The following is a 22,069-nucleotide window of genomic DNA, read 5'->3' as shown; positions in this document are numbered from 1 at the left end:
ATGCAGCAATATTAAAAGGAGATGAACTCACAATGAAAAAAAACGTTCTCATTATTGGTGCTGGCGGTGTTGCACAAGTTGTTGCACATAAATGTGCCCAAAACAATGATCTTCTTGGTGAAATTCATATTGCTTCACGAACACAAAAAAAATGTGATGCAATCATTTCTTCCATTCAAGAAAAAAAAGCTATGAAAATAGAGGACACAATTAAAAGTCATGCACTCAATGCGATGAATGTCGGAGAAACTGTCAAACTTATTCAAAAAACAAAATGCGAAATCGTTATCAATGTTGGTTCCTCTTTTCTTAATATGTCAGTTCTTTCAGCCTGTATTGAAACCAAATGCGCTTATATCGATACAGCAATTCATGAAGACCCTTTGAAAATTTGTGAAACACCCCCTTGGTACGGCAATTATGAATGGCCCAGACGTCAAGAATGCAGAAAAGCTGGCATCACTGCTATTTTAGGAGCAGGTTTTGATCCTGGTGTTGTTAACGCTTATGCAGCATTAGCACGTGATAATTATTTTGATATGATTACCGATATTGATATTATTGATATCAATGCTGGAAATCATAGATGTTGGTTTGCTACAAATTTTGATCCAGAAATTAACTTCCGGGAATTTACAGGACAAGTATGGTCATGGCAAAATAGACAATGGACTTCTAACCAAATGTTTGAAATCAGTCGTGAATGGGATTTACCTATCGTTGGAAAACAAAAAGCTTATATGACAGGACACGATGAAATCCATTCATTGTCCAAAAATCTTGATGTTCCCAATATTCGTTTTTGGATGGGTTTTGGTGAACGTTATATTACTGTCTTTACCGTTCTTAAAAATCTTGGTCTCTTATCCGAACAGCCCATCAAAACAGCAGAAGGTCAAGAAGTTGTTCCTTTAAAAGTTGTGAAAGCTGTTTTACCTGATCCAGCCTCTTTAGCGCCAAATTATACAGGAAAAACTTGTATTGGAGATCTTGTGAAAGGCACAAAAAATGGAAATCTAAGAGAAGTTTTTATTTATAATATAGCTGACCACAAACAAGCTTTTAATGAAACTGGTGCACAGGGAATTTCTTATACAGCTGGAGTCCCTGCGGTTGCTGCTGCTATCCTTATTGCTACAGGCGAATGGGATGTAAAAACTATGGTGAATGTGGAAGAACTACCATCATATCCTTTTCTAAAATATCTCGATCATATGGGACTTCCAACTTATGTAAGAGAACAACAGGACGATAAAAAATTACAATTTTAGTTTATTCATATAACGAAAATACAATAAAACCGCTTTTTTAAAGGCGGTTTTATCAAAACATAAAGATATTAGGGGAAAAACTCTCTCATCCTGCTTTCAAAAAATACTATGAAACCCTATCAAAAAATAATTTTAGGTATGAATAGGTTTAGAAAACGTCGCTAAGGCTGCTTCCCGCACAGCTTCCGATAAGGTAGGATGCGCATGACAACAACGCCCTAAATCTTCTGATGAACCACCAAATTCCATCAGAACTGCAATTTCATGGATCATTTCACCCGCACCAAACCCAAGAATATGCCCACCCAAAACCTGATCTGTCTTTTTATCAGCAAGAATTTTAACAAATCCATCATCTTTTTGCATTGCACGAGCACGCCCATTTGCCATAAAGGGAAACTTTCCAACGTTATAATTAATACCTACCGCTTTAAGTTCTTCTTCTGTTTTACCTACACTAGCAATTTCTGGTTGTGTATAAACAACACTGGGAATAGCATTAAAATTAACATGACCTCTTTGACCAGCTAGAATTTCAGCCACAGCAACACCTTCTTCCTCAGCTTTATGGGCTAACATTGGACCTTTGACGACATCACCAATCGCATAAATTCCTGGAATATTGGTTTGCCACTGTGCATCTATCTTAATAAAACCGCGTTCATCCATCTGAACACCTGCTTCAGCCAAACCAAGCCCCTCTGTATAGGGAGAGCGCCCTGTGGCAATCAAAACCACATCAGCTTCTAAAGTCTCTGCAGCACCACCTCGAACAGCTTCAAAAGTTATCTTAGCAACTGAATTAGATTGAGTAACGGCTGTTACCTTCGCACCAAGCCTATATTCAATTCCTTGTTTCTCCATTAACTTCTGAAATTGCCGTGAAACTTCACCGTCCATTGATCCTAAAACTTTATCAAGAAACTCTACAATAGTAACTTTAGCACCTAAACGACTCCACACTGAACCAAGCTCTGAACCGATAACACCGGCACCAATAACCACCATGCGTGTAGGAACTTTTTCAAGTGCAAGCGCTCCTGTCGAAGAAACAATCACCTTTTCATCAATTTCAACATTCACACCTGGAATACCTGATATATCCGAACCCGTAGCGATAATAATATTTTTTGTTGCAATCTTGTGTTGATTCCCATCTTTGGCAAGAACTTCAATCTGACCTGCATCTAAAATTTTTGCGTGGCCATGAAAAGTATCAATTTTATTTTTTTTCATCAAAAAAGAAATGCCACTTGTATTGGCTGTCACAACAGCCTTTTTATGTGCCATCATCTTATCAAGATCAAGCTTAACTTGAGAAACAGAAATACCTAGCTTATCAAAGCCATGTTGTGTTTCAGCAAATAATTCTGAGGCATGTAATAATGCTTTAGAAGGAATACAGCCAATATTAAGACACGTACCACCGAATGTTGCACGTTTTTCGATAATCGCAGTTTTGAGACCCAATTGAGTAGCTTTTATTGCTGCTACATAACCACCTGGACCAGCTCCAATCACAACAATATCATAAGACATTTGTCTCCCCTTTCATCCTCAAAAACTGGTTTTTTATAAATCAAGAACAAGACGTTCCGGATCTTCCAAACTTTCTTTAACACGCACAAGGAAAGTAACAGCTTCTTGCCCATCTACAATACGGTGATCATAAGAAAGCGCTAAATACATCATTGGACGAATGACAATTTGTCCTCCAACCACCATCGCACGTTCTTTAATCGCATGCATTCCCAAAATACCAGATTGTGGTGCATTCAAAATCGGTGTCGACATTAACGACCCATAAACACCACCATTAGTAATAGTGAATGTTCCACCCAACATGTCCGCGACCGCCAATTTTCCATCGCGAGCAAGACGTCCTAAACGACCAATTTCTTTTTCAATTTCTGCAATTGACATTTGATCTGCATTGCGCACAACCGGAACCACAAGTCCTTTGTCTGTTCCAACAGCAATCCCAGCATTAACATAGTTTTTATAAACAATATCCGTTCCATCAATTTCTGCATTAACAGCAGGAAGTTCTTTTAACGCATGGCAAACAGCTTTGGTAAAAAAGCCCATAAAGCCAAGCTTAACACCATGTTTCTTTTCAAAAAGATCTTTGTAACGTTTACGCAAATCCATCACAGTAGACATGTCAACTTCATTAAATGTGGTTAACATTGCTGCTGTATTTTGCGCATCTTTAAGACGGCGTGCAATTGTCTGACGCAATTTTGTCATACGAACACGTTCTTCATTCACTGCATCCACAGATGCAACAGAAGAAACAGAAGCTGATGTCTTTGTCCCTTGTGCTAAAACATCAAGAACATCTCCCTTGAGAATCTGTCCACGCTTTCCAGAACCTGAAAGATCACTTTTCTCTATATTATTTTCAGCCATTAATTTTGCTGCTGAAGGTGTAGGAGGCATTGTTCCTCCTAAAGAGAAGGCTGATACAGACGCTGCCATAGGAGCAAATGTTGGCGTAGATGTTACAGAAGATGACAATTCAGATGATGCAGAAACACCACCAGCTTCCGCTTCAACCATCCCTAAGAGAGCATTCACTTCAACCGTATCACCTTCTTTTGCAATGATTTCAGATAACTTTCCAGCAATAGGAGAAGGAACCTCAACAGTTACCTTATCAGTTTCTAACTCGACCAAAGGTTCGTCCATAGCCACGGCTTCACCAATTTTCTTAAACCATTTGCCAATTGTTGCCTCAGTAACTGATTCGCCCAAAGTAGGAACACGGATTTCAGTAGCCATAATATTTTTCCATACATCAGAGTAATAATAAATATAATAATAAATTAAGAACCTAACGCGTCTTCAAGAAACGCGGCAAGCTGTTCAAGATGTTTCGACATCAAACCAGTCGCAGGCGATGCACTTGCAGGGCGCCCAGCATAACGTGCACGCGAATAACGTGCACGAATATGAGTTAGAACCCATTCTAAATAAGGCTCAATAAATGACCACGCACCCATATTTTTGGGTTCTTCTTGGCACCAAACAATTTCTGCTTTTAAAAAGCGCGACAACACATTCACCAGAGCTTTTGCTGGAAAAGGATAAAGCTGTTCAACACGTAATAAATAAACATTATCAATTCCCCTCTTTTCACGTTCTTCATAAAGATCATAATAAACTTTACCTGTACAAAGAACAACACGGCGAATCTTATTGTCTTTTTGTAATTTAATCACAGAACTCTTAAGGCATTCTGCATCATCAAATAACAAACGATGAAAATTTGTTTCGGGCCCCATTTCACTTAAAAAAGAAACCGCTCGTTTATGACGCAAAAGTGATTTTGGTGTCATTAAAATCAATGGTTTACGAAAATCACGTCTGATTTGGCGACGCAAAATATGAAAATAATTCGCAGGAGTCGTACAATTTGCAACCTGCATATTATCCTCTGCACAAAGTTGCAGAAAACGTTCTAAACGTGCTGAAGAATGCTCTGGCCCTTGTCCTTCAAAACCATGAGGTAATAAACACACAAGACCAGACATACGAAGCCATTTACGCTCAGCAGATGAAATAAATTGATCGAAAATAACCTGTGCACCATTAGAAAAATCACCAAATTGCGCTTCCCAAAGTGTTAAACCACGTGGCTCAGCAAGTGAATATCCATATTCGAAACCAAGAACAGCTTCTTCGGAAAGCATGGAATTTACAACTTCAAAAATAGCTTGCCCTTGTTGTAAATTATTTAAAGGAATATAACGGTCTTCATTTTCTTGATCATAAAGAACCGCATGACGTTGCGAAAAAGTTCCACGTTCAACATCTTCACCAGAAAGGCGAACAGGTGACCCTTCTAAACACAAAGAACCAAAAGCTAAAGCTTCAGCTGTTGCCCAATCAAAACCCTCACCAGTTTCAAACATTTGAACACGGTTATTTAAAAAACGTTGAATCGTTTTATGTATATGAAAACCTGATGGAACCTCGACAAGTTTTCGTCCAATCTCCTTTAAAGTTTTTAATTCAACACCTGTCGTTCCACAGCGCTGTTCATCACTATTACTGGCAGCTTTAAAACCTGTCCAGCTCCCATCAAGCCAATCAGCCTTATTAGGTTTATAAGAAGCACTGGCTTCAAATTCGCTTTCAAGCTTATCACGCCACATTTTTTTCTTTTGTTCAATTTCTTGAGAATCACTGACTCCTTCAGCTATTAGCTGACTACTATAAAGTTGAACTGTTGTTTTATGATTACGAATCGCTTTATACATAAGCGGCTGTGTAAAAGAAGGTTCATCGCCTTCATTGTGTCCGTAACGACGATAACAGAACATATCAATAACCACCGGTTTATGGAAGATTTGACGAAATTCTGTTGCTACTTTTGCTACAAACACAACAGCTTCAGGATCGTCTCCATTCACATGAAAAATTGGTGCATCGATCATTTTCGCGACATCTGATGGATAAGGTGACGAGCGTGAAAAGCGTGGATCAGTTGTAAATCCGATTTGATTATTGATAATCACATGAATTGAGCCAGCAACACGGTAACCTCTTAGATCTGAAAGACCAAACATTTCTTGAATAACGCCTTGTCCTGAAAAAGCTGCATCACCATGAATAAGAAGCGGCAAAACTTTTGAACGTTCACTTAACGGTATAACTTCCGTACGCTCAGAACCAACAAGTTGATCTTGCTTAGCGCGTGTTTTTCCAATCACAACTGGATCAACAATCTCAAGATGAGATGGATTAGGCAAAAGCGACAAATGAACTTTTTTACCATCAAATTCACGATCAGCAGAAGTCCCCAAATGATATTTTACATCACCTGATCCTTCCACATCATCAGGTTTATAAGAACCACCCTTAAACTCATGAAAAATAGCCCGATGCGGCTTTTCAAGAACTTGAGCAAGAACATTTAAACGACCACGGTGAGCCATCCCAAAAACTATTTCTTGTACCCCCAAAGCACCACTACATTTAATAATCTGTTCAAGAGCTGGGATAAGTGCTTCACTCCCATCAAGGCCAAAACGTTTTGTTCCTTTATATTTTGTATCCAAAAATTGTTCAAAGCCTTCCGCTTCTATAAGCTTGTTGAGGATAGCTTTTTTACCCTTTTGTGTAAAAGCAATCTGTTTATCTGGTCCCTCAATACGCTCCTGAATCCATGCTTTTTGAGCAGGATCTGAAATATGCATATATTCTACACCAATCGTCGAACAATATGTACGATTAAGAACTTCAAGCATCTGCGGGATGGTTGCGTACTCTAATCCCAAAACATTATCAATAAAGATCGAACGTTCGTAATCAGCAGGACTAAAACCATAAGCTTCTGGAGATAATTCTTTACAGTCTTTTGAATTTTCAGCTAGTTGAAGCGGATCAAGCTGCGCATGAAGATGTCCTCGAGTTCGGAAAGCACGAACCATCATAAGTGCATGAACAGAATCACGTGTTGCTTGAATAATATCTTCTTTGCAAGACGTCTTTCCATTTTGTACAGCATTAACAGCTGCCTTCTCTTTTAATTTATCCCCAAAATGTTTCTCAAGCGCAGACCAATCGTTATCTAAAGCAGAAACCAGCTCCCCACTTTCTTTTAATGGCCAATGATTCCGTTGCCATGTTGCTCCTTCAGCATTTTTGAACACATCTTCTTTACTATCTTGAAAAGATTCAAAAAAATCACGCCATTGTCGATCAACATTGGTAGGATTTTTTTTATATTCAGCATAAAGTTGATCTATATAATCCGCATTTCCACCATATAAAAACGATGTTTGTGTAAAAAGATCATTCTTCTCATCCTGCCTTGCCATATATATTTCCGGAACAACTGTTCCGTCTCCTTAATATACCGGCTTTCCTTTTTAAAATAAGAACCGGAAAATTATAAAAAAGTTTTTATTTTTAATCTATATTATCTCAATGGATATTACCCATTCAGATAAAATTTTCCTTTAACCTTTCAACACTGCAACTAAAGTCTTGCCTATTTGTGATGGTGAAGGAGAAACTCGAATTTCTGCTGCTTCCATTGCCGCAATTTTATCTTCTGCACCACCTTTACCACCAGAAATCACTGCACCAGCATGTCCCATTGTTCGTCCCGGAGGAGCTGTACGACCAGCAATAAAACCAACCATTGGTTTTTTACGGCCTTTTTTTGCTTCATCCTTTAAAAACTGTGCCGCTTCTTCTTCAGCAGAACCACCAATTTCACCAATCATAACAATAGATTGGGTTTCATCATCAGCCAAAAACATTTCTAACACATCAATAAATTCAGTTCCCTTAACAGGATCCCCCCCAATACCAATAGCTGTCGTTTGCCCAAGTCCTTCATGACTCGTTTGAAAAACCGCTTCATACGTTAGAGTTCCTGACCTCGACACAACTCCAACAGAACCTTTTCTGAAAATAGAACCTGGCATAATACCAATTTTACATTCATCAGGAGTGAGAATACCTGGACAATTAGGACCAATTAGACGTGATTTTGATTGCTCTAATTTAGCTTTAACCTTAACCATATCCATAACCGGTATACCCTCTGTAATACAGACAATTAAACCAATTTCAGCTTCAATAGCTTCTATAATAGCATCAGCAGCCCCCACAGGAGGAACATAAATAACAGAAGCATCAGCTCCAGTTTTTTCCTTACCTTCCACAACACTAGCAAAAATAGGAAGAGTTTCACCTTTTAACCCCTTCCATATCTCTCCCCCTTTTTTGGGATTAATGCCACCAACCATTTGTGTACCATGGTAAGCAAGCGCTTGCTCTGTATGAAATGTCCCCGTTTTCCCCGTAAGTCCTTGAACAAGAACTTTTGTATCCTTATTAATAAGAATTGACATGGCTTAAGCTCCCTTCACTGCTGCAACAATTTTTTGAGCAGCATCATCTAAGTCATCAGCAGAAATAACATTCAAACCACTTTCACTGATAATTGCTTTACCTTGTTCAACATTAGTTCCTTCAAGGCGAACAACTAAAGGAACTTTTAAACCAACTTCCTTAACAGCAGCAATCACACCTTCAGCGATAACATCGCAACGCATAATCCCACCAAAAATATTGACCAAAATGCCTTTTACATTCGGATCAGCGGTAATAATTTTAAAAGCAGCAGTTACTTTCTCTTTCGAAGCACCACCACCAACATCAAGAAAATTTGCTGGTTCAGCCCCATAGAGTTTGATGATATCCATTGTTGCCATAGCAAGACCAGCACCATTCACCATACAACCAATCGTCCCATCAAGAGCAACATAAGCAAGATCATGCTTTGATGCTTCAATTTCCTTTGGATCTTCTTCTGAAATATCGCGTAACTCCAAAATATCTGGATGACGAAATAAAGCATTATTATCGAAAGAAACTTTCGCATCAAGAACACGTAAACGGCCATTATCCATTACAATAAGCGGATTGATTTCAAGAAGGCTCATATCTTTTTCATAAAAAGCCTTATAGAGTATTGGAAACAGCTTTTCGCCATCTTCACGTGCACTATCGCATAATTTTAATGAGTCACAAAGTTTCGTGCAATCAGTAGAAGTAACACCTTTTGTAGGATCAATGGGAAGAGTGAATATTTTTTCCGGTGTCTCTTCAGCAACCGTTTCAATGTCCATTCCCCCCTCTGTCGATACAACGAAAGAAACTTGACCAATTGTACGATCAACTAAAAGTGAAAGATATAGCTCCCGTTCAATATTGGCTCCATCTTCAATATAAAGACGATTAACCTGTTTACCTTCTGGACCTGTTTGCTTAGTTATCAAAGTTTTACCAAGCATTTCTTTTACATTAGTAATAACTTCTTCAATTGATTTTACAAGCCGAACACCACCTTTCGAATCAGGACCAAGTTCTTTAAATTTCCCCTTCCCACGACCTCCAGCATGAATTTGACTTTTAACCACATAAAGTGGTCCTGGTAATTTTTTCACCCATTTTTCAGCCTGTTCTATAGAATAAATAGCAACACCATTCGCTATTGGTGCACCATATTCATGAAGCAGACGTTTGGCCTGATATTCATGGATATTCATTTATTTGTCCTTTTCTTCTATGAAAAACTAAATTGATCCTAAAAACACTTAAGACACCTTACCTAGCAAAATTCTTTTGAGTCATCCGAGATTAGGTGCGATAGCAGTACATGTTTTACAAAGCTCGTGCACTGCATTCACTGATTTTTCAAAAGCAGCTTTTTCATTGTCATTAAAATCAATTTCAATAACTCGTTCAACACCACCAGCACCAATAACAACAGGAACACCAACATACATATCCCTAACTCCATATTCACCTGAAAGGTAAGCAGCAACCGGAACAACACGCTTAGTATCTTTTAAATAAGCCTCAGCCATCACAACAGCAGAAGAAGCCGGTGCATAAAAAGCAGAACCTGTTTTTAGCAAATTCACGACTTCTGCCCCTCCATCCCTTGTACGCTGAATAATTTGCTCAAGCTTTTCCTGTGTTGTCCAGCCCATCCTCACAAGATCGGGTAAAGGAATACCAGCAACAGTGGAATAACGAATCAGAGGTACCATCGAATCACCATGACCTCCCAAAACAAATGCTGTCACATCTTTAACAGAAACTTTAAATTCTTCAGATAAAAAATAACGAAAACGTGCTGAATCAAGAATACCAGCCATACCAATAACTTTTTGTGTTGGAAGACCAGAAAACTTCTGTAATGCCCACACCATTACATCAAGAGGATTGGTAACACAGATCACAAATGCTGAAGGCGCATATTTCTTAATTCCGGTACCAACTTGCTCCATAACCTTTAAATTAGTAGCCAAAAGATCATCACGACTCATACCAGGTTTACGCGCAACACCTGCCGTTACAATAACAACATCAGCATCTGCAATAGCTTCATAAGTACTGGTCCCTGTTAAATTTACATCAAAATTTTCAATTGGTGATGATTCCGCAATATCCAAAGATTTACCCTGCGGCATTCCTTCTGCGACATCAAATAAAACAACGTCTCCAAGTTCCTTGAGTCCTATTAAATGCGCTAAAGTACCACCGATCATACCTGAGCCGACTAAAGCTATTTTCTTTCGTGCCATTTTATTTCCTTTTATTAAACGCAAAATCCCCTGCGCTAACAGATTAAATATTTTCCCTTAAATCTAATCCTTTTTTAATAAGACCACTTAAGAATAAACTTAGAAATAAGATGATCAAAATTCATCAAACTCCCTTTTAACTGCTAGAAATCCATTCCTGAATATTAAAGTTAGTGACTGATTACAATCATATCGATAAAATGAATTAAAAAAAAATACAACAGAATTATTACAACATTTTTAAATTCAATGGGTTATTACTTTAGCAGTTTACGTAAAGGTAAAGTAAAGATTCATTTATTCCTTTAAAAATTGTTCTGCCCAAATATTGAGATAACTCTGGCTTTGCATTTCAAAAAGACGTGATTGCGTTCTTTGAAACTCAAATGTTTCTGTTGTTTGTGCCTGCCCTTTGTATAACTGCTCAAGTTCTGCTTCCGCCGACATAAAGAGTCTTATGTGGCGTTCATAAAGAACATCAATGAGCAAGATAAATCGTTTAGTTTCATTGCGATGTGCATCATCCATAACAGGAACATGATCAATAAAAATCGTATGGTAATGCTCTCCTAACGCTAAATAATCTACTGCCGCTAAAGGCTTTGCGCAAAGATCTTGATAATCAAAGCGTGCACATCCTGCACCAAAACGTGGAATATGAATAGAACGTCCTTTTACAGATAGATCATCAGACATTTCTTTTTGACCTTGTAAAACTAATGTCCATGCTTGATCCATATTTTCATCTGCTGCTTTCCCCAATGGGGTTATATACACATGTTGTGGATTTGATTTTTCAAGACGATAGTCCGTCCTTGCATTAAGATTAATAACACGAACATGTTTTTTCAAAATTTGAATGAAAGGTATAAAAAGCTCTCGATTCAAACCATTGTAATAAAGATTATCAGGAGCGACATTTGACGTAGCAACAAAAATAACTCTTTGCTTGAATAAAGCGGTAACTAGACGACCTAGAACCATCGCATCCGCAATATCTGTTACTGTGAATTCATCAAAACAAAAAACACGTGCTTCTCGTGCAAGATTTTCTGCAACCACTAAAATAGGATCATTTTGCCCGGATTTTGCATGTTTAAGCGCTTGCCGATGTGCATTAATACGTTCATGTACATCAGCCATAAAATCATTAAAATGAGCGCGTTTTTTATTCCCTTCTGGCAAACAAGAGAAAAACAAATCCATGAGCATGGTTTTACCTCGCCCAACCTCACCATAAATGTACAATCCCGGAACAAAATCATCAGTACCACATTGTTTTGAGCCATGAGAATGCGTTTGTTTTTTGAAAAAATGCCAGAACATCCAAGGTCGAGAAATCTTTTGTGCTGAAATTTCTTGTAATAAATAATCAAAATGTTTTGTTAAATTCCGTTGAGCTGCATCAAAACTAATTTCTCCTTTGGAAACAAGCTCTTCATAAAGCTCTGAAACTAAAACCATCCAAACATCCTTTTTTCAAATCATTCTGAACAAATACAAATTTCATAGACATAAACATTTCCTTTTGCATCATTCTGTGATTAAATGATACAAATTTGTGTACATATACTTCCCTTTTTATAAAGAATTTAACGATCTAAAACAACGGGTTGATTATCGAACGTATGTCCTTCCAAAGAATCTCTCCCAAAGGAATAAAGAACTGCAGCAACACTTCCAGATCGATCATAAAAATATAATTTTTTTCCCTTAACAGCCCATGAATTAACTTTAGCAAATATTCTTGGACAATTTAAAGGACCAGCACGATACCCTAAACCAAACTTTGTTTGTGGGGTTGCTATTCGGCAAGACTTACCACCAATAGAGAGATTCCATACACCGCCAATATTTGCAGGCAACAAATCAACCGCATTGTCTGGTACTTCAAAGCGAGTTAACTGTGCATCAGTTTGAGTATATTCCTTTTCATAACCTGAGGAAGTTAGCACTTCAGACTTTAATGTATCAGATGTTAATGTATCAGATGTTTCAGGTTCTAATAATTGCTGAACAGGATAAAAAACTTCCGCTACATTATTTCTATCACTTTTACCGAACCTTGACGTTGAACAACCACTTAAGATCGCTATAATCGACAATGCAACGAAAAATGAAATTTTTGAAAATGTCATATTTTTACTCTTTCTCATGACAACAACCAACTCACTCAAAAAAATTAAGTGAGCATATTTTATATAAATATGCCATTTTACAAAGATAAATTAATAAATTAGAAAAACCTAATAAAAAATATGTGATCACAACGAAAATTGTTCATCTTTAATAACATATTCACTCCTACTCATTTTATTTCTGTCAATGCTGGTAATTTTGAAAATTTTCAGTCATTATATTTTCTACTAGACTTACTCTTGCATAAAAAATAGAGAAATATTATGGAAACACCATTCAGCAAAATGAACGGTCTTGGAAACAAAATTATTGTTGCTGATATGCGTGGAAGCACACATAATATTACACTGCAAGCAATTCTCACTTTAGCTAAAAATCCACAAACTCACTTTGATCAAATCATGACGATTCACCCGTCAACCAAAAGTAAAACTAATTTTCGCATTGAAATCTGGAATGCCGATGGTTCAAAAGCAAAAGCTTGTGGTAATGGTACGCGTTGCGTTATCGAATGGCTTACGAATCATAATCTTGGTGAAAGTTTTCAATTAGAAACACCTGCTGGTATTGTTGAAGGAAAACGTCAAACCAATGGTCTGATCTCTGTTAACATGGGGTGCCCAAATTTTGATGCAAAAAGCATGCCTATTGCTCATGAAATAGCTGATACAAATCACGTAGAAATAACAGCTGGACCTTTAAAAGATGCTTCTCTTATTTCTATTGGAAATCTTCATGCTATTTTTTTCGTTGAAAACAACATTCAGCATATTCCTTTAGAAAAATACGGACCCAAACTCGAACATCATCCACTTTTCCCAGAACGGTGTAATATTTCTATTGCCTTTGTAACATCACGAAACAGTTTAATTTTACGAACATGGGAACGTGGAGTAGGCTTAACAAAAGCATGTGGCAGTGCAGCCTGCGCTAGTGCAGTAGCGGCCTATCGCCGCGGATTAACAGAACGCTGTATTGATATTAATTCATTGGGAGGAAATCTTTCTATTTTTTATCAAGAAAATAATCATATCATTATGACAGGCCCAGTAGAACATGAATTTAGCGGTCTTTTAAACCCTTTAACGGGAGACTACAAAAAGGATTCTTTTTAATGACAATAGAAATTATGACTTTTGGTTGTCGACTCAATAGTTATGAATCGGAGATCATACGCAAAGAAAGTACTTCCGCTGGTCTTGATAAACTTAAAGATGGCACCATTATTTTCAATACTTGCGCAGTCACCGCTGAAGCTGTAAGACAAGCGAAACAAGCAATTCGAAAAGCGAGACGTAAAAACCCTCATGCCCGCATTATTGTTACGGGATGTGCAGCACAAACAGAAGCAAAAAATTTTGCTCTTATGAAAGAAGTCGATCTGATTTTAGGCAATGAAGAAAAACTCCACGCTGATTCCTACCGTCAACTTCCTGATTTTGGTATTAATCATGATGAGAAACTCCGCGTCAATAATATTATGGAAGTCCATAAAATTGCTCCACATATGATTAATGCATTAGAAGGACGTACACGTGCCTTTGTCCAAGTGCAAAATGGATGTGATCATCGTTGTACATTTTGCGTAATCCCTTATGGCCGCGGACCATCACGTTCTGTCCCCATGGGAGTCATTATTGAACAAATTAAAAAGCTCGTAGACAATGGTATTCAAGAAATTATTTTAACAGGAGTTGATCTAACAAGTTATGGCCCTGATTTACCTGGAAAAATTACTTTAGGAAAACTAGTCTCAACTATTTTACACCATGTTCCCGATTTACCAAGATTGCGTCTTTCATCCATTGATTCCATTGAAGTCGATCCAGAGTTGATTAATCTTTTAGCTTATGAAAAAAGAATAATGCCACATTTGCATTTATCCTTACAAGCAGGCGATAATATGATTTTAAAGAGAATGAAACGACGACATTTGCGTGAAAATGCTATCCAGTTTTGCCAAGACTTACGTACTAAACGTCCCACAATAGTTTATGGTGCTGATCTAATTGCTGGTTTCCCTACTGAAACAGAAGAAATGTTTCAAAATAGCCTAAATTTAATTAATGAATGTAGTTTGACGCATCTCCATGTATTCCCTTTCAGCCCAAGGGAGGGAACACCAGCTGCGCGTATGCCACAAATTAACCATGAAACAATCAAAATTCGCGCAGAAAAATTACGTAAAGAGGGAGAAAAAGCATACAAAAAACATCTTATTCATCTAAAAAATAGTCAACAAACAATTCTTGTTGAAAAAGACGAAATTGGACGAACAGAGGATTATACACTTACACAAATAAAAGGTGCTAAACCTGGAACAATTGTTAAAGCTCTCATTATTGATCACGATGGAAATAAATTAATTGCCGTACTTCCTGAATCGAATGCAGCCTAAAAGCGGGAAAGTCTTCATGACAAAATCTTTTATAAAAAAAATATTCTCCTTTAATACATCTAAAGAAAAAACAATTGAAAAAGAGCAGATTCTTACCCCTCATAAAATCGATGAGGAAAAACAAAATGAATATAAAAATAAAAACATAAAAAGCAAAGCTTCTTCCATAGATGTAAAAAAAGAAAAACAAGAGAAAAAGAAAATAGAAGAGACCACACTCACTAAACCTAGCAAAAAAAAATTTCCTTCTGAGGAATCTCCTCGTAAAGTGATTGTTTCTGATACGATTATAGAAAAAAAAATTGAAGCGTCTTTATCCATCTCAACTGTTGAACAAAAAAAAGTAGCGTGGTTTGAACGCCTAAAAAAAGGATTATCTCTCTCTTCACAGCAATTAAGTGATTCAATTGGTACACTTTTTGTCAAGAAAAAACTCGATGAAAACACACTACAAGAATTAGAAGATATCCTCATTCAAGCAGACCTTGGTATAGAAACAACCACACGTATTATTGATATCTTAGCTACTAGTCGTTATGAAAAAAATTTTTCTCCAAAAGATATTTATACTATTGTAACTGACGAAATCAAAAAAGTACTCGAACCAGTTGCATTTCCATTAGAAATCGATCTTAATCATAAACCCCATGTGATTTTACTAGTCGGCGTAAATGGAACTGGAAAAACCACAACCATAGGAAAATTAGCTGCTAAACTAACTGCAGGAGGCCTAAAAGTTATGCTTGTTGCTGGAGACACATTTCGCGCTGCAGCTATTGAACAATTACATATTTGGGGTGAACGCACAAAAGCTCCTGTTATTTCAGCCAAACTTGGTGCAGATGCTGCAAGCTTAGCCTTTGATGCTTATGAAAAAGCTAAAAAAGAAAATAGTGATGTTTTAATTATTGACACAGCAGGACGTTTGCAGAATAAAATTGAATTAATGGATGAACTGGCAAAAGTTATTCGTGTTTTAGGTAAACATAATCCTCAAGCACCTCATACAGTTCTTCAAACACTTGACGCAACCACTGGGCAAAATGCACTCAACCAAGTAAATGTTTTTCGTGATATTGCTGGTGTGAATGGTTTAGTTATGACAAAACTTGATGGTACTGCCCGTGGGGGAATTCTTGTTGCCATTGCATCTAAATATAAACTACCTGTTCATTTTATTGGTATAGGCGAAAATGTGGAGGATCTTGAGCCTTTTTCTGCCTCTGACTTTGCAAAGGCTATTATAGGAAAATATGTATGAAAACTTCTCTTTTTAAACCGAATTCATCTAATGACTCTAATTTTAAAAAAAATGATAACACTCAAAAAAAAGCCTCTTTGCCAATTCTTAAATTCATTTTAGAAATGGGACCACTAGTTGTTTTTTTCCTTGCGAACTATAAAGGTGAGTGGTTGATAAATAATATCGAGCTTTTTAAAAACTTTGATAAACCGATTTTTCCCGCAACAGCTCTTTTTATGATAGCAATCACTTTTGCCTTAAGCTTATCGTGGTTTCTTGCGCGTGTAATTCCTGTAATTCCACTTATTTCAGGAATATTCATTCTTGTTTTTGGTTTTCTAACTCTTTGGCTTCACGATGATACTTTTATTAAGATGAAGCCTACGATCATTAATAGCTTATTCTCTTTTATTTTGTTTGGTGGCTTATTTTTTAAAAAACCACTTTTGCGTTATGTTTTTGATTCCGGTCTGAAAATTGATGATTGTGGATGGAATAAACTTACCTATCGTTGGGCATATTTTTTTATTTTTCTTGCTGTTTTAAATGAAATCATTTGGCGCAATTTTAGTGATAATTTTTGGACCAATTTTAAAGTATTTGGTGTTATGCCTATAACATTTCTGTTTATGCTTACACAAATGCCTCTTATCATAAAACATTCAAAAAATTTAACAAAAGAAGATTAACAATCTTATTTTTACATCACGAATTCATCACAATGAATTGCTTCATAAGCTTAACATATACTGTAGAGAAGATAGATGTTAATTGAACAATTTATCTGTCGAGAAGATAATTTCGGTATTCTCATTCATGATGAAAAAAGCGGTTATACAGCTGCGATTGATGCGCCTGAAGGCAACGCAATTCACGACATGTTAAAGCAGCGTAATTGGACACTTCAATTTATTTTTGTCACTCATCATCATCATGATCACATAGAAGCACTGGCAGAATTAAAACAAGCTTATAATGCTGTGATTATTGGACCAGAAGCAGAAAGAAAAAAAATCACCCCTCTTGATTATGCACTACAACCTGATGAAAATTTTTGTTTTGGGACATACACTCTTACGGCTCTTTCAACACCTGGCCATACATTAGGAGCATTATCCTATTATTTTCCTCAAGCTAATTTACTCTTTGCTGGAGATACACTTTTTTCGCTCGGTTGTGGGCGTCTTTTTGAAGGAACACCTTTACAAATGTTAACATCCTTAAAAAAACTCCGTCAACTTCCTGACGAAACAACCCTTTATTGCGGACATGAATACACCCAAACAAATGCTCTTTTCGCATTGACTATTGACCCCCAAAATAGAAAGCTCCATCAAAGAGTAGAAGAGGTTTTTTCTTTACGTGCACAAAATGCTATGACCTTACCAACAACTTTAGGACAAGAAAAAGAAACAAATCCATTTCTTCGTTGGGATGCTTCTATTTTACGAAAAAATCTTGCAATGGAAAACGCAACAGATGAAGAAGTTTTTGCTGAAATCCGTAAAAGAAAAGATCATTTTTAGCTATATTTATGATAATTATCCTCCCTTACTTAAAACAGAACAATCTGAAATTCAGTTTTAAATACATCTAATTGGATTTACATCTTTAGATTAGCTTTGCAAACGTCGACAAATATCATCTAATTGCTCTAATGAAGAATAATGAATCTTTAAATCACCACCTTTTTTACCATGTCGAATGATGACTTTCATTCCGATCACATCGGTAAGCAATTTTTCTAAGGATTGTGTTTCTATATCTTTTCTTACTGGAATTTGTTTTTTTATCTTAGAATTTCCATATTCTTGTGCAAGTATTTCTGTTTGACGTACAGAGAGTCCTTCACGAATAATTTTTTCAGCTAATTCTTGTGGATTTTCAACAGTAATAAGGCAACGTGCATGACCAGCCGAAATTTGACCACTTATCAAAAATTGTTGCACTTTTTGCGGTAACTTTAACAAGCGGAGAGTATTTGTAACATGACTACGACTTTTTCCAATAATTTCTGCTAAATCCGCCTGAGTATATCCATGTTCATTTAATAAAAGTTCATATCCCATTCCTTCTTCGATAGGATTAAGATCAGTCCGTTGAACATTTTCGATAATTGCTAATTCCAAAGCAGTTTTGTCATCTACATCGCGAATAATAACCGGTAATTGATTTAAATTGGCCTGTTGTGCAGCCCGCCATCTTCGTTCACCAGCAATTAATTGAAATTGATTAGGGTGAGTACGTGAAGGTCTAACGATAATTGGTTGGACAATACCATGTTGGCGAATTGATTGTACTAAATCATCAAGTTCCGAATCAGTAAACTGGCGTCTTGGATTATTTGGATTACGAGAAATAAATTCAATAGGAATAAACCTTTCAGAAGCGATAGGAGCAACACTTGGTTTCGACGTGAATTTGTCAAAACTTGCTGAATATGCAGGATTGCCGTTTAAGTTGATATCCCCAATCAATGCTGCTAACCCACGTCCTAGTCTTTTTTTTGATTGATCATCACTCATAATTTTTCTCTTTAATTTTTTACAATTATTTTTTACACTTTCTAAGCTGCAGCTTGCCCTTGTTTTTCACGTTGAATAACTTCTGATGCTAACCGCAAATAGGCTTGGCTGCCAGCACATTTGAGATCATAAAGTAGTACTGGTTTACCAAAAGAAGGAGCTTCAGATACACGTACATTACGTGGAATAACGGTACGATAAACTTTTTCTCCCATAAAAGAGCGAACATCTTCAACAACTTGATTTGAAAGATTATTTCGCCCATCATACATTGTTAAAACAATACCCTGAATTTCTAAAGATGTATTTAAAACAGACCGTACTTGTCTCACAGTTTCAAGTAATTGGCTTAAGCCTTCAAGAGCTAAAAATTCACATTGCATTGGCACTAGAACAGAATTTGCGGCTCCCATAGCATTTAATGTCAAAAGATTAAGAGAAGGAGGACAATCAATTAAAATATAATTAAACTTTGTGGTTATTTTGGAATCATGACAAAGAGCCTTACGCAATCGTTGAATACGATCTTGTGAAGAAGCAATTTCCATTTCAATGCCTAATAAATCAAGTGTAGACGGAACAATATGCAGATTAGGTACAGCTGTTTTCAAAGCAGCATCTGCAACTGAAATTCCAGAAACTAAAACATCATAAGATGATAAAGGACGACTATTACGATCGATTCCCAATCCTGTACTTGCATTTCCTTGCGGATCAATATCCATAATAAGAATGTTTTTACCAACAGCAGCCAAAGCTGTTGCAAGATTAATTGTTGTTGTTGTTTTACCTACCCCGCCTTTTTGGTTTGCAATAGCGATAATTCGTGTTTCGCTCATTTTGCTTTACCCTTTTTACATGATCGAACATGAGAAATTTCTAAGATAACAGAATTTTCATCAATTTTACTTTCATGTTTTAGCAGATCAAAGTGCCAATTGGCAGTAGCATTTTTTATTTCTTTAACATAATCCCTACCTTTTTGCAAAAGAGCAATTGTTTTTTGCGTTAACCAAGGTGACATAAAGTGTAAAAGAGTGTCTAATGAAGCTAAACCTCTTGCTGTTAAGATATCCGGTGTTTTTATTTTTTTGTATACATCTTCGATTCTACAATGATGAACTGTTGCTGGAAGGTTAAGTTGTGCAATAACATTTCGTAAGAAAGCTGCTTTTTTTCCATTACTTTCGATTAAATCAATATGTCCACCTTTTTTCTCTTTGAGAAAAATAGCAATAACAATAGCAGGAAAACCTCCTCCTGATCCAAAATCACACCAATGTAAAAATTGACTTTTTAAAGGATAAATTTGTGCAGAATCTAAAATATGACGTTTCCATAAAACTGGTATTGTTGTAGCAGAGACCAAATTAATATGTATATTCCATTGAATTACCAGAGATTCAAATTCTATTAAATGTTTTATCGTTTCACGTGAAACGGAGGGTATTATTTTTAAAGTATCTTGATATCTTTGTTCAGTAGAAATAACCATTAAGCTAATTTTGCTTTTTCACGTCGTTGGCGTTGAATATATGTAAGAATTAGTGATAATGCTGCTGGTGTCATTCCATCGATTTTCTGTGCATCAGCAATTGACCGCGGTGATATTTGTTGAATTTTTGTTTTTAACTCATTCGAAAGACCCGAAATTTCTTGAAAATTAAGAGAAGAAGGTATTTCTAAACGCTCATCTCGTTGAAGAGCTATAATATCTTGTGTTTGTCTTTCTAAATAGACCGCATACTGAGCTTCAATTTCCAAAGCTTCAACTGTTTTAGCATCAATTGAACGTAATTGTGGCCAAAAATGTGCAAGACGTGCTACACTCATATGAGGACGTGCTAAAAGATCATAAGCAGAACGTCTAATTCCATCATGATTTATTTGCAAACCATGAATAGATGCTTCGTTAGGTGTTAAAAAAAGTTTTTGACACATTAAACGTGCTTGATCAAGAAGCTGTTGTTTTTGTTGATAACAAATCCAACGAGTCTGGCTAACAATTCCCCATTTTTGGGCTAAAGGTGTTAAACGAGTATCCGCATTATCAGCTCGAAGTGATAAGCGGAATTCAGCCCGTGATGTAAACATTCGATAAGGTTCACAAATACCTCGTGAAACTAAATCATCTATCATGACACCTATATAAGCTATAGAACGACTTAAAATAATTTCTTCCAAACCACCAACTTGACGAGCAGCATTTAACCCAGCTAAAAGACCTTGAGCAGCCGCTTCTTCATAGCCTGTTGTACCATTAATCTGTCCTGCTAAAAATAAACCTGGCAAAGATCGTAATTCTAAAGTTTTGGAAAGTTGTCTAGGATCAACAAAGTCATATTCAATTGCATAGCCAGGTTGTAAAATTTCGACATTTTCCAGTCCTTCAATCGTCCTCAAAAAAGAGAGTTGTATTTCTTCAGGAAGAGATGTGGAAATACCATTTGGATAAATCGTATCATTATTTAATCCTTCTGGCTCTAGAAAAATTTGATGTCCATCACGATCACCAAATTTGATAATTTTATCTTCAATTGAAGGACAATATCGTGGTCCTAGTCCTTCAATAGCTCCTGAATACAACGCTGATTTATGAATATTTTCACGAATAATTTGATGCGTTTTTTCATTCGTTCGTGTTATTGCACATTCAATTTGAGGTTGCTCAATTTTTTCTGTTAGTAAAGAAAACGGAGTAGGTTCTTCATCAGCCTGTTGTTTAGGAAGTTTATTCCAAGAAATTGTTTTTTTGCTAAGGCGAGCAGGTGTTCCTGTTTTTAATCGTCTAAGATTCACACCATAACTTTCCAGATGTTCAGCAAGTTGTATGCTTGATTTTTCACCCATGCGACCAGCAGGCCATGTTTTATTACCAATATGGATAAATCCGCGTAAAAATGTACCCGTTGTTAAAACAACTGCATTCGAAAAAACTCTTCCTTGTTTTTTTAAAAAAACTCCTGATATATGGCCATCTTTAACAATTAAATCAATAACTTCATCTTCAATAAGAATTAAATTATCTTGTTCCTGTAAAAGTTGTTGAATTTTATTTTTATACAATTCTCTATCAGCTTGTGTACGTGGACCTCTCACTGCTGGTCCTTTTCGTCTATTAAGAAGTCTAAACTGAATTCCAGCAGCATCTGCAGCTCGCCCCATCAAACCATCCAAAGCATCTATTTCACGAACCAAATGTCCTTTTCCAAGTCCACCAATAGCTGGATTACATGACATCGCTCCAAGTGTTGATACTTGATATGTAACAAGTGCTGTCCTTGCTCCAACACGTGCTGAAGCTGAAGCTGCTTCACAACCAGCGTGTCCACCTCCTATAACAATGACATCATATGATTGCATTTAATTCATTCCAT

At 36.6% G+C, this 22,069-nt stretch carries 18 protein-coding genes; 6 read left to right on the top strand and 12 right to left on the bottom strand.

The window, feature by feature from the left end:
* The first annotated feature begins 32 nt into the window (after window positions 1–32).
* Window positions 33–1,271 carry a saccharopine dehydrogenase family protein gene (locus M4Z11_RS00385; RefSeq protein WP_249674273.1) on the top strand — a complete coding sequence of 413 codons (1,239 nt, stop codon included), beginning with the start codon at window positions 33–35 and terminating at the stop codon, window positions 1,269–1,271.
* Between the two features lie 132 nt (window positions 1,272–1,403).
* On the opposite strand, the gene lpdA is transcribed toward M4Z11_RS00385, so the two are convergent.
* From lpdA to M4Z11_RS00345, 8 genes are all read right to left on the bottom strand, one after another.
* Window positions 1,404–2,810, bottom strand: coding sequence for a dihydrolipoyl dehydrogenase (lpdA, locus tag M4Z11_RS00380; protein ID WP_249674270.1), 1,407 nt, complete (start codon window positions 2,808–2,810; stop codon window positions 1,404–1,406).
* Between the two features lie 33 nt (window positions 2,811–2,843).
* Complete coding sequence (odhB, locus tag M4Z11_RS00375) at window positions 2,844–4,055, bottom strand: 2-oxoglutarate dehydrogenase complex dihydrolipoyllysine-residue succinyltransferase (protein ID WP_249674268.1); 1,212 nt, start codon at window positions 4,053–4,055, stop codon at window positions 2,844–2,846.
* A gap of 44 nt (window positions 4,056–4,099) precedes the next feature.
* Window positions 4,100–7,099, bottom strand: a complete 3,000-nt coding sequence (locus M4Z11_RS00370) for a 2-oxoglutarate dehydrogenase E1 component (RefSeq protein ID WP_249674266.1) — start codon at window positions 7,097–7,099, stop codon at window positions 4,100–4,102.
* A 141-nt stretch (window positions 7,100–7,240) separates the two neighbouring features.
* Window positions 7,241–8,143: a succinate--CoA ligase subunit alpha gene (gene sucD / locus M4Z11_RS00365; RefSeq protein WP_249674263.1), complete on the bottom strand. Its 903-nt coding sequence runs from the start codon at window positions 8,141–8,143 to the stop codon at window positions 7,241–7,243.
* A gap of 3 nt (window positions 8,144–8,146) precedes the next feature.
* A complete protein-coding gene (gene sucC, locus M4Z11_RS00360) occupies window positions 8,147–9,343 on the bottom strand; it encodes an ADP-forming succinate--CoA ligase subunit beta (RefSeq protein ID WP_249674260.1) in 1,197 nt (398 codons plus the stop codon).
* 81 nt (window positions 9,344–9,424) lie between these two features.
* Entirely contained in the window at window positions 9,425–10,387 is a 963-nt protein-coding gene (gene mdh / locus M4Z11_RS00355) for a malate dehydrogenase (RefSeq protein WP_249674258.1), read from the bottom strand.
* Between the two features lie 297 nt (window positions 10,388–10,684).
* Window positions 10,685–11,851 (bottom strand): cell division protein ZapE, encoded by a 1,167-nt coding sequence (gene zapE, locus M4Z11_RS00350; protein WP_249674255.1) that lies wholly within the window; start codon window positions 11,849–11,851, stop codon window positions 10,685–10,687.
* A 128-nt stretch (window positions 11,852–11,979) separates the two neighbouring features.
* On the bottom strand, window positions 11,980–12,525 hold the full coding sequence (locus M4Z11_RS00345) for an AprI/Inh family metalloprotease inhibitor (protein WP_249674252.1): 546 nt from the start codon (window positions 12,523–12,525) through the stop codon (window positions 11,980–11,982).
* A 264-nt stretch (window positions 12,526–12,789) separates the two neighbouring features.
* Here M4Z11_RS00345 and dapF point away from each other — a divergent pair, with 264 nt between their 5' ends.
* From dapF to gloB, 5 genes are all read left to right on the top strand, one after another.
* Complete coding sequence (gene dapF, locus M4Z11_RS00340) at window positions 12,790–13,641, top strand: diaminopimelate epimerase (RefSeq protein WP_249674248.1); 852 nt, start codon at window positions 12,790–12,792, stop codon at window positions 13,639–13,641.
* Window positions 13,641–14,924, top strand: a complete 1,284-nt coding sequence (gene mtaB, locus M4Z11_RS00335; RefSeq protein WP_249674246.1) for a tRNA (N(6)-L-threonylcarbamoyladenosine(37)-C(2))-methylthiotransferase MtaB — start codon at window positions 13,641–13,643, stop codon at window positions 14,922–14,924. Before dapF ends, mtaB begins: the two co-directional genes overlap by 1 nt.
* Before the next feature lie 16 nt (window positions 14,925–14,940).
* Window positions 14,941–16,185 carry a signal recognition particle-docking protein FtsY gene (ftsY, locus tag M4Z11_RS00330; RefSeq protein WP_249674244.1) on the top strand — a complete coding sequence of 415 codons (1,245 nt, stop codon included), beginning with the start codon at window positions 14,941–14,943 and terminating at the stop codon, window positions 16,183–16,185.
* Window positions 16,182–16,856: a septation protein A gene (locus M4Z11_RS00325; protein WP_249674242.1), complete on the top strand. Its 675-nt coding sequence runs from the start codon at window positions 16,182–16,184 to the stop codon at window positions 16,854–16,856. The genes ftsY and M4Z11_RS00325 overlap by 4 nt, the downstream gene beginning before the upstream one ends.
* 75 nt (window positions 16,857–16,931) lie before the next feature.
* The gene (gene gloB, locus M4Z11_RS00320; protein WP_249674238.1) at window positions 16,932–17,693 is read left to right on the top strand and encodes a hydroxyacylglutathione hydrolase; all 762 of its coding nucleotides are present in this window, start codon (window positions 16,932–16,934) and stop codon (window positions 17,691–17,693) included.
* Between the two features lie 90 nt (window positions 17,694–17,783).
* Here gloB and M4Z11_RS00315 read toward each other — a convergent pair whose 3' ends face one another.
* Genes M4Z11_RS00315 through mnmG form a run of 4 tightly spaced genes read right to left on the bottom strand, consistent with a single transcriptional unit; the run spans window position 17,784 to window position 22,055 of the window.
* Window positions 17,784–18,692, bottom strand: a complete 909-nt coding sequence (locus M4Z11_RS00315; protein WP_249674235.1) for a ParB/RepB/Spo0J family partition protein — start codon at window positions 18,690–18,692, stop codon at window positions 17,784–17,786.
* Between the two features lie 41 nt (window positions 18,693–18,733).
* The gene (locus M4Z11_RS00310; RefSeq protein ID WP_249674233.1) at window positions 18,734–19,531 is read right to left on the bottom strand and encodes a ParA family protein; all 798 of its coding nucleotides are present in this window, start codon (window positions 19,529–19,531) and stop codon (window positions 18,734–18,736) included.
* Window positions 19,528–20,187: a 16S rRNA (guanine(527)-N(7))-methyltransferase RsmG gene (rsmG, locus tag M4Z11_RS00305; RefSeq protein WP_249674230.1), complete on the bottom strand. Its 660-nt coding sequence runs from the start codon at window positions 20,185–20,187 to the stop codon at window positions 19,528–19,530. Before rsmG ends, M4Z11_RS00310 begins: the two co-directional genes overlap by 4 nt.
* Window positions 20,187–22,055, bottom strand: coding sequence for a tRNA uridine-5-carboxymethylaminomethyl(34) synthesis enzyme MnmG (gene mnmG, locus M4Z11_RS00300; RefSeq protein WP_249674228.1), 1,869 nt, complete (start codon window positions 22,053–22,055; stop codon window positions 20,187–20,189). Before mnmG ends, rsmG begins: the two co-directional genes overlap by 1 nt.
* Window positions 22,056–22,069 lie beyond the last annotated feature (14 nt).

This window comes from Bartonella bilalgolemi (assembly GCF_023500045.1).
In the GTDB taxonomy this organism is placed as follows: domain Bacteria; phylum Pseudomonadota; class Alphaproteobacteria; order Rhizobiales; family Rhizobiaceae; genus Bartonella; species Bartonella bilalgolemii.
The sequence above is the reverse complement of the archived record's forward strand: the minus strand, read 5'-3'. Positions and strand labels throughout refer to the sequence as shown.